13 protein-coding genes and 1 other RNA gene are annotated in these 12,344 nt (G+C 67.4%); 6 read left to right on the top strand and 8 right to left on the bottom strand.

What is annotated here, in order from left to right:
• Positions 1–7 precede the first annotated feature (7 nt).
• From recR to AC2EAL_RS01975, 4 genes are read right to left on the bottom strand one after another with little or no spacing between them, the layout of a single operon-like run.
• Positions 8–607, bottom strand: coding sequence for a recombination mediator RecR (gene recR / locus AC2EAL_RS01990; RefSeq protein WP_484722492.1), 600 nt, complete (start codon positions 605–607; stop codon positions 8–10).
• A 4-nt stretch (positions 608–611) separates the two neighbouring features.
• On the bottom strand, positions 612–965 hold the full coding sequence (locus AC2EAL_RS01985; protein ID WP_484722491.1) for a YbaB/EbfC family nucleoid-associated protein: 354 nt from the start codon (positions 963–965) through the stop codon (positions 612–614).
• Between the two features lie 54 nt (positions 966–1,019).
• Positions 1,020–1,481: a GNAT family N-acetyltransferase gene (locus AC2EAL_RS01980; protein WP_484722490.1), complete on the bottom strand. Its 462-nt coding sequence runs from the start codon at positions 1,479–1,481 to the stop codon at positions 1,020–1,022.
• Positions 1,478–3,223: a DNA polymerase III subunit gamma/tau gene (locus AC2EAL_RS01975; RefSeq protein ID WP_484722489.1), complete on the bottom strand. Its 1,746-nt coding sequence runs from the start codon at positions 3,221–3,223 to the stop codon at positions 1,478–1,480. The genes AC2EAL_RS01980 and AC2EAL_RS01975 overlap by 4 nt, the downstream gene beginning before the upstream one ends.
• A 66-nt stretch (positions 3,224–3,289) precedes the next feature.
• Between AC2EAL_RS01975 and AC2EAL_RS01970 the strand changes: the two genes are divergently transcribed.
• A complete protein-coding gene (locus tag AC2EAL_RS01970; RefSeq protein WP_484722488.1) occupies positions 3,290–3,772 on the top strand; it encodes a phosphatase domain-containing putative toxin in 483 nt (160 codons plus the stop codon).
• Here AC2EAL_RS01970 and AC2EAL_RS01965 read toward each other — a convergent pair.
• On the bottom strand, positions 3,742–4,317 hold the full coding sequence (locus tag AC2EAL_RS01965) for a TetR/AcrR family transcriptional regulator (protein WP_484722487.1): 576 nt from the start codon (positions 4,315–4,317) through the stop codon (positions 3,742–3,744). The two genes, AC2EAL_RS01970 and AC2EAL_RS01965, sit on opposite strands and share 31 nt — an antisense overlap.
• Before the next feature lie 95 nt (positions 4,318–4,412).
• On the opposite strand from AC2EAL_RS01965, the gene AC2EAL_RS01960 reads away from it, so the two are divergent.
• Positions 4,413–5,276, top strand: coding sequence for an alpha/beta hydrolase family protein (locus tag AC2EAL_RS01960; RefSeq protein WP_484722486.1), 864 nt, complete (start codon positions 4,413–4,415; stop codon positions 5,274–5,276).
• Between the two features lie 36 nt (positions 5,277–5,312).
• On the opposite strand, the gene AC2EAL_RS01955 is transcribed toward AC2EAL_RS01960, so the two are convergent.
• Complete coding sequence (locus AC2EAL_RS01955) at positions 5,313–6,038, bottom strand: hypothetical protein (protein WP_484722485.1); 726 nt, start codon at positions 6,036–6,038, stop codon at positions 5,313–5,315.
• Between the two features lie 81 nt (positions 6,039–6,119).
• Here AC2EAL_RS01955 and AC2EAL_RS01950 point away from each other — a divergent pair, with 81 nt between their 5' ends.
• The gene (locus tag AC2EAL_RS01950; protein ID WP_484722484.1) at positions 6,120–6,872 is read left to right on the top strand and encodes a DUF6502 family protein; all 753 of its coding nucleotides are present in this window, start codon (positions 6,120–6,122) and stop codon (positions 6,870–6,872) included.
• 125 nt (positions 6,873–6,997) lie between these two features.
• Here AC2EAL_RS01950 and ffs read toward each other — a convergent pair.
• Positions 6,998–7,094, bottom strand: an RNA gene (gene ffs / locus AC2EAL_RS01945) — signal recognition particle sRNA small type.
• A gap of 115 nt (positions 7,095–7,209) precedes the next feature.
• Here ffs and AC2EAL_RS01940 point away from each other — a divergent pair.
• Positions 7,210–8,583 carry an aminopeptidase P family N-terminal domain-containing protein gene (locus AC2EAL_RS01940; RefSeq protein WP_484722483.1) on the top strand — a complete coding sequence of 458 codons (1,374 nt, stop codon included), beginning with the start codon at positions 7,210–7,212 and terminating at the stop codon, positions 8,581–8,583.
• Positions 8,584–8,646: 63 nt separating this feature from the next.
• Positions 8,647–10,671, top strand: a complete 2,025-nt coding sequence (locus tag AC2EAL_RS01935) for a 2,4-dienoyl-CoA reductase FMN-binding domain-containing protein (protein WP_484722482.1) — start codon at positions 8,647–8,649, stop codon at positions 10,669–10,671.
• Positions 10,672–10,752: 81 nt separating this feature from the next.
• Here the strand turns inward: AC2EAL_RS01935 and AC2EAL_RS01930 are convergent, their stop codons facing one another.
• Positions 10,753–11,010 carry an EF-hand domain-containing protein gene (locus AC2EAL_RS01930; RefSeq protein WP_484722481.1) on the bottom strand — a complete coding sequence of 86 codons (258 nt, stop codon included), beginning with the start codon at positions 11,008–11,010 and terminating at the stop codon, positions 10,753–10,755.
• 400 nt (positions 11,011–11,410) lie between these two features.
• On the opposite strand from AC2EAL_RS01930, the gene AC2EAL_RS01925 reads away from it, so the two are divergent.
• The gene (locus AC2EAL_RS01925; RefSeq protein ID WP_484722480.1) at positions 11,411–12,316 is read left to right on the top strand and encodes a LysR family transcriptional regulator; all 906 of its coding nucleotides are present in this window, start codon (positions 11,411–11,413) and stop codon (positions 12,314–12,316) included.
• Positions 12,317–12,344: the final 28 nt, after the last annotated feature.

The raw sequence follows: 12,344 nt of genomic DNA, 5'->3' as shown, positions 1-12,344 counted from the left end.
GGTGGCGTCAAATCCTGCGGCGGGCGCGGAGGGCGGCACCGATGGTGCCATCGTCGAGGTAGTCAAGCTCTCCCCCGATGGGGACGCCTTGGGCGAGCGTGGTGATCTGGGCCTCGGTCCCGGACAGTGCATCGGCGATGTAATGCGCGGTGGTCTGGCCGTCGACCGTGGCGTTCAGCGCCAGGATGACCTCGCGCGTCCCCTCCTCGGCCACGCGCGCGGCAAGGCGGGGGATGCCAAGCTCCTCGGGGCCGATGGCGTCCAGCGCCGAGAGGGTGCCGCCCAGCACATGGTAGCGGCCGCGGAAGACCTGACCCCGTTCCATCGCCCAAAGGTCGGCCACATCCTCCACTACGCAGATTTCCCCCGTCGCACGGGCTGGGTCGCTGCAGATGCCGCAGACCTCGGTCGTCGAGATGTTGCCACAGACCCGGCAGTCCTTGGCGGTCAGCGCGACCTCGGCCAGCGCCTGGGCCAGCGGGGCCATCAGCTGGCCACGCTTTTTCAACAACGACAAGACGGCGCGGCGGGCAGACCTTGGGCCAAGACCCGGCAGGCGGGCCATCAGCTCGATCAACGCCTCGATGCCGGTGTCGTCCCGTGTCATCAGATCAGAACGGCAGCTTCATGCCCGGAGGCAGGCCCAGGCCTTCGGCAAGCTTCGCCATCTCCTGTTCGCTGCGCGCCTTGGCCTTCAGTTGCACGTCGTGGATTGCGGCAAGGATCAGGTCCTCGACCACCTCTTTTTCGGACGGCACCAGGATCGACGGGTCGATGTCCAGCCCCGTGACCTCGCCCTTGGCCGTCGCGCGGGCCTTGACGAGACCAGCCCCGGCCTCGCCCGTGACGATGGTGCGGGCCAGTTCCTCCTGCAGCTCCACCAGCTTGCCCTGCATTTCCTGGGCGGATTTCATCATCTTGGCCATGTCGCCAAGCCCGCCCAACCCGCCGAAGCCTTTCAGCATATCGTTCCCTCTCTGTTTCCCCAGAGATACGGCGTGCTGGGGCGGGGTGCAAGCTTAGGGCAGGGCGCGGAACAGCATTCGGCGGGGCTCAAAGCCATTCGCGCGGAAGAAGGCCTGGGCCTCGGTGTTGGCGGCCCAGGTATCCAGCATGATCTCGTCGGCCTTGAGGTCGCGGGCGAGGGTCCTTGCGGCCTGAAGCAGCGCGCGGCCTTGGCCCTGGCGACGGGCCTCGGGGGCGACGGCGATGTGGTCGACCATCAGGCGGCGATAGCCGGGGGAAAAGATCGAGGTCTCGCGGGTGTAAAGCTGGCAGAGCGCGTAGCCGGTTGCCGGATCGCCGGCGAGGAAGGCCGTGCAGGCGGGGTCGGCCAGGCGGTCGGCGAAGTAGGCCGCAAGGGCCTTTGGGTCGGGGTCGGGATAGAAGGCCTCGGGATAGTGCGCGGCGTGCCAGCCCTGGACATGGGTGTTCAGCCGCGCAAGCGTTGCCGCATCGGCTGGCGTCGCGCGGCGGATCATGCCTCGAACGGATCCCAGTCGTCGTCGGCCTCGGGCTCGGCGGTCGGCAGAGCGGTTTCGGCGGCGGCGGCGGTGATTGCTTCGGGCGAGCGGACCTCGGCGATGCGCGCTCCGGGGAAGGCGGTCAGGATTGCCTGGACCACCGGGTTGTCGGCGGCTTCGGCCCGGACCTGCGCCAGTTCGCTGTCGCGGCTTTCGGCGATGGTGGGCTGGCCTCCGGTCGAGACGACCGAGACGCCCCACCGCGCCCCGGTCCAGCCCTGCAAGCGTTGTCCCAGCCGGGCGGCAAGGTCGGGCTTCGCGCCGGGGGCGGGTTCGAACTCGATCCTTCCGGGGGCATAGCGGACGAGGCGGAGGCCCATCTCGACCTCGTTCAAGAGGAGGATGTCGCGCTTCTGCCGGATCAGCTCGACCACCTGTTCGAAGCTGGCGTAGACCTGCAGCTGGCTTTCGGCCAGCGCCGGGGCGGCGGCGGACATCGTCGGGCCGCGGGTCGGCGCCGAGTGGGTCGGGGCCATGCGCGGGGAATGGACCGTGCCACCGCCGCCCGCAGGCGCGCCGCCCGGCATCGGCGGGGGACGCGGGCTGTCCTGCAGCTTTTTCACCAGCGTTTCGGGGTCGGGCAGGTCGGCGACATGGGTCAGCCGGATCATCGCCATCTCGGCGGCCATCATGGCGTTCGGGGCGAGTGACACCTCTTCGATCGCCTTCAGAAGCATCTGCCACATGCGGGTCAAGGCGCGCATCGGCAGGCGGGCGGCCATGTCGGTGCCGCGGATCTGTTCGTCGGGCGGAGTAGTCGGGTCCTCGGCGGCAGAGGGGTTGATCTTGATGACGGAAATCCAGTGCGTGATCTCGGCCAGGTCGCGCAGGACGGCCATCGGGTCGGCGCCGTCGGCGTATTGCGCGGAAAGCTCGGCCAGCGCGGCCACAGCGTCGCCCTTCATCACCAGGTCGAACAGGTCCAGCGTGCGGCCCCGGTCGGCCAGGCCCAGCATGGCGCGGACCTGGTCGGCGGTCGTCTCTCCAGCCCCGTGGCTGATCGCCTGGTCAAGAAGGCTGGTCGCATCGCGGGCCGAGCCTTCGGCGGCGCGGGTAATAAGCGCCAGCGCGTCATCGCCAATCGCCGCGCCTTCCGCCGTCGCGATCTTGCGCAGAAGGGCGATCATCACCTCGGGCTCGATCCGTTTCAGGTCAAAGCGCTGGCAGCGCGACAGGACGGTGACGGGGACCTTGCGGATTTCGGTGGTGGCGAAAATGAATTTCACATGCGCCGGAGGTTCCTCCAGCGTCTTCAGAAGCGCGTTGAAGGCCGCGGTCGACAGCATGTGCACTTCGTCGATGATGTAGACCTTGAATCGCGCCGAAGCCGCCCGGTAGTGGACCGAGTCGATGATCTCGCGGATGTCGCCGACCCCGGTGCGGGAGGCCGCGTCCATCTCCAGCACGTCGACGTGGCGGCCTTCGGCGATGGCGCGGCAGGGCTCGCACTGCCCGCAGGGCTCGGTGGTGGGGCCGCCGGTGCCGTCCGGACCGACGCAGTTCAGCCCCTTGGCGATGATGCGGGCGGTAGTGGTCTTCCCCGTCCCCCGGATGCCGGTCATCACGAAAGCATGCGCGATCCGGTCCGCCGCAAAGGCGTTCTTCAGGGTGCGCACCATCGCCTCTTGCCCGACGAGGTCGGCAAAAGTCTCGGGTCGGTACTTGCGGGCAAGGACCTGGTAGGCTTTCTCGTCGGACATGGAACCCCTCGTGAGTCCGGGGGAGATTAGGGCGCGGGGGGCGGAAGGTCCACCGGGAAGGGCGCGATGGTCATTGCAGAGCTGGCAGTCGGCGGGGGTGTGCTGGGGTTGGGGCCGATGCCGGGGCGGGGTGGCGACTATGCGGGCGACCTGACGCAGCTGCTGCGCTGGGGACCAGGGCTGGCGCTGACGATGACCACGGCAGATGAACTGGCGGGGAAGGGAGCGGCGGGGTTGCCCGAGGACCTGGCCGAGGCGGGTGTCGACTGGCTGCACCTGCCCATTGGCGACTACGGCGCGCCCGTCGGGCAGACCCTGGCGGCTTGGCCCGCGGCCTCAACCCGGGCGCGGGCGGTGCTGGCGGCGGGCGGCAAGGTCTGGGTGCATTGCATGGGCGGCTGCGGCCGATCAGGGACGGCGGCCCTTCGGCTGATGGTCGAGGTCGGCGAGGAAGCCCCAGTCGCGCTGGAGCGGCTGCGCGCGGTCAGGCCCTGCGCGGTCGAGACGCCGGAGCAGTTTCAGTGGGCAGCCGCAGGCAGGGGGCCGTAAAGCCGCGCTGGCATCCCGCGCAGGACGTTCGAATCGCGCCGCATCCGGGCCAGCGTCCAGCTGCCCTGGAAGCCGATGATGAAGGTCTCGGCAGCCTCATGCGCCGCGTCCGGGGCCATGCCCAGGCCGACCCCATGGCGGGCGATGGCGGCGATGATGCGGTCGAAGGATTGTTCGGCCTGCGCGCGGAACCGGTCCTGGTCGGGGCCTTCGAACAAGAGGCCGAAGATCGGGCAGGCATCGGCGCTGTGCAGGATGTCGAACAGCTTGGCCATCTTGTAGCAGAAGGTCGTGACCCCGTGCCGCCAGTCGGGCGCGGCGCGAAAGCTGTCGTCGATCACCCGGATGATCTCGGACGCGGTCCAGTCGGCGGCAGCGCAGGCGAGGTCGGCCTTGCCGTCGGGGAAATGGTGATACAGCGAGCCCTTCGGCACCCCCGCCTCGGCCAGGATCTCGGCCAGGCCCGCGCCTTCGTACCCGCGCTGGCGGAACAGGCGCGTGGCAGCCTGGATCAGACGGTCACGGGTGGGCAGATCATCGCTCATGCCGTCAACATAGGAAGTCAGGTCGCGCAGGAAAAGACTAGACCATTCGGTCCAGTCATGTTACTAGACCAATCGGTCTAATGACGGAGGCAGCCATGCTGGATGCAACGCTTCAGACGACAAACGCCGAGGACCTGGATATCCGCAGCGACGGCGCCCTGTTGCGTGGGCGGATCGTGCGGCCGAAGGGGACCCCCCGCGCGGCACTGGTGATCCATGGCGCGACGGGTGCGCCCGCCGGGTACTACCGGGGTTTCGCCGAGTGGGCGGCGCGGGAAAGGGACCTTGCGGTCCTGACTTATGACTATCGCGACTTCGGGGCCTCTCGTCGCCGTCCTTTGCGGCAGTCGAAGGCGACGCTGGCGGACTGGGGGCGGCTTGACCAGGCGGCGGCGCTGGCGACGCTGGCGCGGCTGTATCCCGAGACCGAGCTTTGGGTGCTGGGGCATTCGGTCGGGGGGCTCTGGATGGGCTGGCACGAGGCGATGGGCCGGGTGACCCGCGCGATCACCATCGGGGCGGGGCTGACCCATGTCAGCGACCACCCCTGGCGCTATCAGTGGAAGGCGCGGGTGTTCTGGTCTCCGCCAGTGCGGGCGCTTGCCGCCGTGGCGGGGTATCTGCCGGGAACACTCGTCGGTCTGGGCGCCGACCTGCCGCGCGGAGTGTATGAAGACTGGCGGCGCTGGTGCACGACGCGCGGCTGGCATCTGTCAGATGTGGGCCGGACCCTGCCGCTGCCCGATGTGGCCCGGGTGACGGCGCGACTGCGGATGATCGCGGTGGCGGATGACGACCTGGTGCCCCCGGCCGCGGTCTGGCGGGCGCGGGCGCTGTATCCCGAGGCGGTGAAGGAGCAGAAAGTGCTGCGCCCCGCCGATTTCGGGCTGCACAGCATCGGCCACATCCCGCCCTTCACCCGGCGCAACGCGGTGCTGTGGTCGGCGATCCTGGACTAGCGCATCTCGGCGCACGTCGAGCGGGCATACCGCGTGTCACTCGCCAAGGCCCTTGCGAAGGTCTATCAGCATCGCCTCGATTTCTGGCACCAGAGCCTTGGCCACCTTGGCGGTCGCGCGCTTACGCAAGGCTTCAGACCGCCGATCAGTCCCGAAGCTGCGTCCAAGGCCTGAAATGTCTTCAGACACCGTCGCTGTACCGTACGGAAAGCCATTGCGCACGTCGACCAGAATGGCCTGGCCAACCCCGGCGATCTTGAAGCTACGGGTCGGCAGGAAAGCCCCGCCAATCAACGTTGCATCGGCAAACGCGAACGGAGTGTCACGCTCGCTGCTGCGGGTGCCGATCTCGTAAATCAGGACGTGATCAAGGTGCTGGCGCGCCGCCGCCCGGCGGATCTCGTCGATGGTCGAAGTCTTCCCGGCGACCGTGGTGGTGTTCGCCCCGTTGACCAGTGCTGAGACAAGGGGACTGATCGGCACGAACTCACCCATCTCGGGGTGGCGGGCGATCATGTCGGCCAAAAGCGCGCCTTCTTCGGCATCGGGGGTCGTAAGGTCACCGTTTACGATCCGCGCAATCCCGATCTTTGCCGGAAAGCTTAGGTTCGGTTCGACCGCCGCGATCCGGGCAATGTCCGCATCGATTTCGCTCGCACCTGCCGGGCCGGTCGCGGCTAGGTATTCGGCGCCAGAGGTGAGCTGAGTGCTATGCGTGCAGGCGGTGGCCAGCAAGAGGTGGACAAGGATCAATGCGCGCATCAGCGGGCTCCTCTAGAGATGTGTAATTTGCACATACACAGATTCATCTTGCTTGGCAATAAAAATGTGCAATAAGCACACATGTCGCGCTTCCTTGACTCCATCCTCGCCCCGCTTGCACGGCTTCTGGTCCGACAAGGAGTGCTGATCGGTGCGGCCACGGAACGGCTGAAGCTGCACTATGTTCAGTCGGCACGGGGGATTGCCGGCCCGCAAGCGACCGACAGCCGGATTTCTGTAATGACGGGCCTGCAGCGCCGTGAGGTTGTGCGGCTCTCAGCCTTGCCGGACGGAGAGCCCGCACCGCGCAAAGTCAACCATCTGGCCCGGCTGGTCCAGGTTTGGCGGACCGATCCGCGCTTCACCGGGCGGGACCTGGACCGAACCGGCGACGGCGCTACGTTCGAACTGCTCGCGCAGGGCATCCGCCGCGACGTTCACCCGCGGACGATGCTCGACCAGCTTCTGGCAGCGGGGACGGTGTCGCAGACTGCCGAGGGAAGGCTTAAGCTGGAACAGGCGAGCTATCAGCCCCATGCAGGGTCAGAAGCCCAGCTGGAATACTTCGCCGACAATGCGGGCGATTTCCTCGCAGCGGCGACGGGGAACATCCTCTCGGCCGAAGCGCCGTTCTTCGAACGGGCCGCGCACTTCAACCAGTTGAGCCCCGAGGCCGTAGCGACGTTGGAACGGACGTTTCGCGCCGGGCAGATGGCGCTTCTGAAAGACCTAGCCGCCGAGGCTGCTGCGCTGCAGATCGTGAGTCCCGGAACCCGACGGTTTCGGGCTGGCGGCTATTTCTACACCACCGAAGAGAGCGGGACGGACCAGTAATGCGGACCTTTGTTCTGATTGCGCTGCTGCTTTTGCAGGCCTGCAGCCCGCAGCAAAAAACTCCGGTGGATCAGGATGGGGGCATCGGTGGAACCGGCGTGGCTGCGGACTAGCGCAGCAGCCGGGGTGAGAGGCTGGACAACGACCCAAGCGGGGCTCGTTACGGCTGCTTCCTTCCGGACCTGACCGGGTTGGCGAGGCGCCTGCCCGCGCCAACCTCTCAGGGGTCGATATAGGCGCGGGCGGCGGGATTCGCAAGGAAGCTATCTTCTTGCCTCGCGGGCGACTTCGTGCCCTCCTCTGACCTGAGGACGTACCGCGTCAGGGGGAGGATGCGATGACCAGACTGCAGCGCCTGGATTGGCCAGACAACGGGACCCCGGACCTGCCGCCCGCCTTTTCGCTGGCCGAGGCCGAGGCGCGGCTGGCGGCGGTCCGCGCCGCGATGGCCGGGGCGGGCTATGCGGCACTGGTGATCTATGGCGACCGCGAACATGCGGCGAACCTGCACTGGCTGACCGGCTTTGATCCCCGGTTCGAAGAGGCGGTGCTGGTGGTCACGCCCGATGATGCGCTGTTGATCGCGGGGAATGAATGCCTGGCCTATACCGTGGTCTCGCCTCTGGTGGCCGCTGGTCGGGTGCGCACCGGGCTTTGCGCATCCTTGTCGCTGCCGAGCCAGCCGCGCGGGTCGAAACGCCTGTGGGAATGGCTGGACGAGGTCGTCCCGGCGGGGGTCAAGGTCGGCGCGGTGGGCTGGAAGTGGTACGTTGCCGACGAGCTGCCGCCGGGCGCGGACCCGGCCCTGGCGCTGGATATCCCCGCCTTCCTCGCCGACCCGCTGCGGCAGCGGGCAGGCCGGGTGGAAAACGCGACTGCACTTTTCATGCATCCCGGCCACGGATTGCGCGCCCGGGTCAGCGTCGACGATATCGCCCGGTTGGAGTTTTCGAACCACATGGCGGCCTCGGCCCTGAAGCGCATGGTCTTTGCGCTGCAGGAGGGCATGACCGATTTCGCCGCCGTCGAGGCGGCACGGGTCGGTGGCCTGCCGCTTGGCTGTCACCTGACCTTCGCGATGGGCGACACGCCGGGTCTGTCAGGCCCCATCGGCGACCGCATCCGGCGCGGGGTTCCCGCCAGCTTCAACATCGCGTATTGGGGGTCGAACATCTGCCGGGCAGGCTGGATGGCGCGGGGCCCGGGCGACCTGCCTGCCAGCGCGGCGGGATATCTGGAGGACTTCGTCTACCCCTACGCCCATGCCATGTCGCAGTGGTGCGCGATGATGAAACCGGGCGTGGCGGGGGGCGCGGTCTGGGCGATGATCCATGACCGGTTGCCCGCCGACTTTGGCATCACGCTGAACCCCGGCCACCTGATCGGGCTCGATGAATGGATGTCCTCGCCCATCATGCCGGGGTCGGACATCCCGCTCGCCTCGGGGATGGCGATGCAGATGGACGTGATCCCGGCGCATCCCCGCTGGGGCTCGACCCGGATGGAGGACGGCTATGTCATCGCCCATGCCGACCTGCGCGCGGCGCTGGCCGAGCGGCATCCGAACCTGATGCGCCGCTGCGCCGCGCGGGCCGATTTCATGGCCCGGGTGATCGGGATGGAGGTGCCGGAGACGCTTCTCCCTCTCGCCGACACCTGCGGCATCATCGCGCCCTGGCTTCTGGACCCCGCGCAGGTCGTCATTCTTTGACGTCGCGTTCCGGGTGACGCCGCGCGCGGGCTTCGCCATTCTGCGGCGCCAAGGGAGACACGCATGACCGACTATCCGCACCTTCTGTCGCCGATCACCTTGTCCGGGGTGACCCTGCGCAACCGCAGCCTGATGGGCTCGATGCACACGGGGCTGGAGGAGACTGGCGACTGGAACCGGGTCGCGGCGTTCTACGCGGCCCGCGCGCGGGGCGGGGCCGGGCTGATCGTCACCGGCGGCATGGCCCCGAACCGCGAAGGCGGGGTGTTCCCCGGCGCGGCGCGTCTCTTCTCGGACAAGGACATCGCCAACCACCGCCGCGTGACCGACGCCGTCCATGCCGAAGGCGGCCATATCGCGATGCAGATCCTGCATGCCGGGCGCTATGCCTATGGCAAGGAATGTGTCGCGCCGTCGCCGATCAAGTCACCGATCTCTCCCTTCCCGCCGCATGAGCTGGATGAGGAAGGGATCGAGAAGCAGATCGCCGACATCGCCACCGCCGCCGCCCGGGCCATCGAGGCGGGGTATGATGGGGTCGAGGTGATGGGGTCGGAAGGCTATTTCCTGAACCAGTTCCTGGTGACCCACACCAACCGCCGCACCGATCGCTGGGGCGGCGATTATGCCAACCGGATGCGCCTGCCGGTCGAGGTGGTGGCCCGCGTCCGCGCGGCGATGGGACCCGATCCGGTGCTGGTCTACCGCATTTCGCTGATCGACCTGGTGCCGGATGGCTCGACCTGGGACGAGGTCGTGACGCTGGCCAAGGCCATCGAGGGTGCGGGCGCGTCGGTCCTCAACACTGGCATCGGCTGGCACGAGGCGCGGGTGCCGACGATAGCGACCTCGGTCCCCCGGGCGGGCTTTGCGCATCTGACAGCGCGGCTGCGGCCGGAAGTGTATATACCGGTCATCACCTCGAACCGGATCAACACGCCCGAGGTGGCCGAGAAGCTGTTGGCGACGGGCGCGGCAGACATGGTGTCGATGGCGCGGCCCTGGCTGGCGGATGCCGATTTCATCGCGAAGGCGGCCAGCGGGCGGGCCCGCGAGATCGCGCCCTGCATAGCCTGCAACCAGGCCTGCCTGGACCATACGTTCAGCGGCAAGCTGACCTCCTGCCTGGTAAACCCGCGCGCCTGCCATGAGACAGAGCTTGTATATACGCACGCCGAGACCGCGAAGCGGGTGGCCGTCGTGGGGGCCGGGCCTGCGGGGATGATGACCGCCATCGTGGCCGCCGGGCGGGGCCATCAGGTCACGCTGTTCGACAAGGCGCCGCAGGTGGGCGGGCAGCTGAATCTGGCGAAACAGGTGCCGGGGAAGGAAGAGTTCCACGGGTTGGTCGACTGGTTCGCCACGATGCTGCGCGTGTCGGGGATCACACTGCGGCTGGGCCATGCGGCCACGGCGGACGATCTGGCGGGTTTCGACGAGGTGGTCATCGCAACCGGCGTCACCCCGCGCGATCCGGGAATTCCGGTCGAACCCGGGGCCAAGGTCCTGTCCTATATCGACGTGCTGCAAGGCGCCGACCTGGGCCGCCGGGTCGCCGTGGTGGGGGCGGGCGGGATCGGCTTTGATGTGGCCGAGACGCTGGTACACGAAGGCACAAGCCCGACGCTGGACGCAGGCCTCTGGCGGCAGGAGTGGGGCGTCACCGCGCCGTGGGAAGATCGCGGCGGGCTGGACCCCGAGGGGCCGAAGCCGCATCCCCCGGCGCGCGAGGTGCACCTTCTCCAGCGCAAGGCGGAAAAGCCGGGGCGCGGCCTGGGCAAGACCACCGGCTGGATTCACCGGGCGAGCCTGGCGATGAAGCGGGTCAGGATGCAGGGCGGGGTCAACTACGAACGGCTCACGTCCGAGGGCCTGTGGATCAGCCACGGACCGGGGCGGGAACAGCCGGAACTGATTGCGGTCGATGCCGTGGTGCTGTGCGCGGGGCAGGAACCGGAACGCGGCCTAAGCGCCGAACTGGAGCGGCGCGGCATTCCGCACCATCGGATCGGCGGGGCGGATGTGGCCGCCGAACTGGACGCCAAGCGCGCGATCGATCAGGCCGCGCGCCTGGCTGCTGGGCTTTAGGCGAAACCTCCTCGTTCGACTTCGTCTCCTCGTCGGAAATCAGCGAGGAGCGACGAAGTCGAACGACGAGCGCGCCCCTCGTCAGCCGCCCGAAGCTTCCGGAGCGGTGATCACGCCGCCATCCAGCGCCGCCTGCAACTCGGTCTGGTCGACCTCGCCGTCGGCACCGGTATCGATCTTGGCAAAGGTTTCCTCGTTGAGATCCGTCCAGACCGCCTGAAGCTCGGCCAGCGACCAGGTTCCGTTGCCATCGGCATCCGCAACTTCAGGCAGCGTGGCCTGGGCAAAGGCGGCCGAAGCCAGAAGGGCAGGTGCAGCGAGGAGTGCAAAGCGTTTCATGGAAGTCTCCTTTTCCACTTAGGATTGTGTGGTGCGGCTATTCCGCCGCGGGCCACGATTTACGGCGCAGGTTTCCCTGCCCCGGGGGCTAGCTAGGTGGTTCCGGGAAGATGTTCCATAGACATGTGCCGCACCCGAAAAACTGCGGCGAAGCACTGCCGTTCAACCGGCAACACTGGAACATTTTTCCGCCCGGCTGCCGATGTTGCCCCTTTTTCCGCGCAGGACGGGGCACACTTCCGGCAACAGACTGCCGATTGAATCGGCCCTGGAAACGTTTCCCCGCCTTGAACGATCCCCCACAATACCCCGGATCGGTCGCGCCATTGCCGCCATCCTGCCCGATTTCCTTGTGAAACCTATTTGTGACAAACGGCGTGATTGTTCCCAAGAGGACACTATGGATCGACTGACAGAGATGGAGGCCTTTGCCACGGTAGTGGACCAGGGCGGCTTCACCGATGCAGCCAAGAAGATGGGGATTTCCAAATCCGCCGTCTCGAAACACGTCTCGGCGCTGGAAGCGCGGCTTGGGGCGCGGCTTCTGAACCGGACCACCCGCCGGGTCAGCCCGACCGAGATCGGCCTTGCCTACTATGACCGCGCCCGTCGCGTGCTGAACGACGCGGGCGAGGCGGATGCCCTGGTCACCTCGATGCAGTCCGCGCCGTCGGGCCTTCTGCGCGTGTCGGTGGCGACGGACTTCGGCGTGAACCTGTTGTCACCGATTCTGGGGGATTTCCTGCTGGAATACCCCGACATCACGGTGAACATGGTCCTGAACAACCGCTATGTCGAACTGATCAGCGAAGGCTTCGACATGGCGATCCGGGTGGGTGAACTGGAGGACTCGAGCCTCCGCGCCCGCAAGCTGACCGAAACGACCAAGCGGATGATCGGCTCGCCGTCCTATTTCCAGAAGTTCGGGCGGCCGCAGAAGATCGACGATCTGAACGACCACAAGCTCTTGCACTATTCGAATCAGGCCAACGGCAACGTCTGGAAGATCACCGCGCCCTCGGGCGAAAAGCGGCAGGTCCGCTCGGTGGGCTGGCTGACGGTGAACGACGGGCAAAGCCTGCTGAACGCCGCGATCTCCGGCCTCGGCATCGCTTACCTTCCGTCCTTCCTCTATGCCGACGCGATGCGCCAGGGCCAAGTGGAAGAGGCGATCCCGGGGCTGCCGACCGAAGTGCTGGGCATCTACGCGGTCTACCCGCCGGGCCGGTTCACCCAGCCCAAGGTCCGCGCATTCATCGATTTCCTGGCGCGGCGCTATGCCGACAAGGGTCCCGACAACTGGTGAGCCTCGCGGCCGCCGACTGTTACTGACG

This window comes from Tabrizicola sp. T74 (genome assembly GCF_057219935.1).
Note: the sequence above shows the minus strand (reverse complement) of the source record. Positions and strands in the feature narration are given on the sequence as shown.

Coding starts and splice junctions, on each gene's coding strand:
- recR (WP_484722492.1), bottom strand. CDS start 607: ATGACACGGGACGACACCGGCATCGAGGCGTTGATCGAGCTGATGGCC.
- AC2EAL_RS01985 (WP_484722491.1), bottom strand. CDS start 965: ATGCTGAAAGGCTTCGGCGGGTTGGGCGGGCTTGGCGACATGGCCAAG.
- AC2EAL_RS01980 (WP_484722490.1), bottom strand. CDS start 1,481: ATGATCCGCCGCGCGACGCCAGCCGATGCGGCAACGCTTGCGCGGCTG.
- AC2EAL_RS01975 (WP_484722489.1), bottom strand. CDS start 3,223: ATGTCCGACGAGAAAGCCTACCAGGTCCTTGCCCGCAAGTACCGACCC.
- AC2EAL_RS01970 (WP_484722488.1), top strand. CDS start 3,290: ATGGTCATTGCAGAGCTGGCAGTCGGCGGGGGTGTGCTGGGGTTGGGG.
- AC2EAL_RS01965 (WP_484722487.1), bottom strand. CDS start 4,317: ATGAGCGATGATCTGCCCACCCGTGACCGTCTGATCCAGGCTGCCACG.
- AC2EAL_RS01960 (WP_484722486.1), top strand. CDS start 4,413: ATGCTGGATGCAACGCTTCAGACGACAAACGCCGAGGACCTGGATATC.
- AC2EAL_RS01955 (WP_484722485.1), bottom strand. CDS start 6,038: ATGCGCGCATTGATCCTTGTCCACCTCTTGCTGGCCACCGCCTGCACG.
- AC2EAL_RS01950 (WP_484722484.1), top strand. CDS start 6,120: ATGTCGCGCTTCCTTGACTCCATCCTCGCCCCGCTTGCACGGCTTCTG.
- AC2EAL_RS01940 (WP_484722483.1), top strand. CDS start 7,210: ATGACCAGACTGCAGCGCCTGGATTGGCCAGACAACGGGACCCCGGAC.
- AC2EAL_RS01935 (WP_484722482.1), top strand. CDS start 8,647: ATGACCGACTATCCGCACCTTCTGTCGCCGATCACCTTGTCCGGGGTG.
- AC2EAL_RS01930 (WP_484722481.1), bottom strand. CDS start 11,010: ATGAAACGCTTTGCACTCCTCGCTGCACCTGCCCTTCTGGCTTCGGCC.
- AC2EAL_RS01925 (WP_484722480.1), top strand. CDS start 11,411: ATGGATCGACTGACAGAGATGGAGGCCTTTGCCACGGTAGTGGACCAG.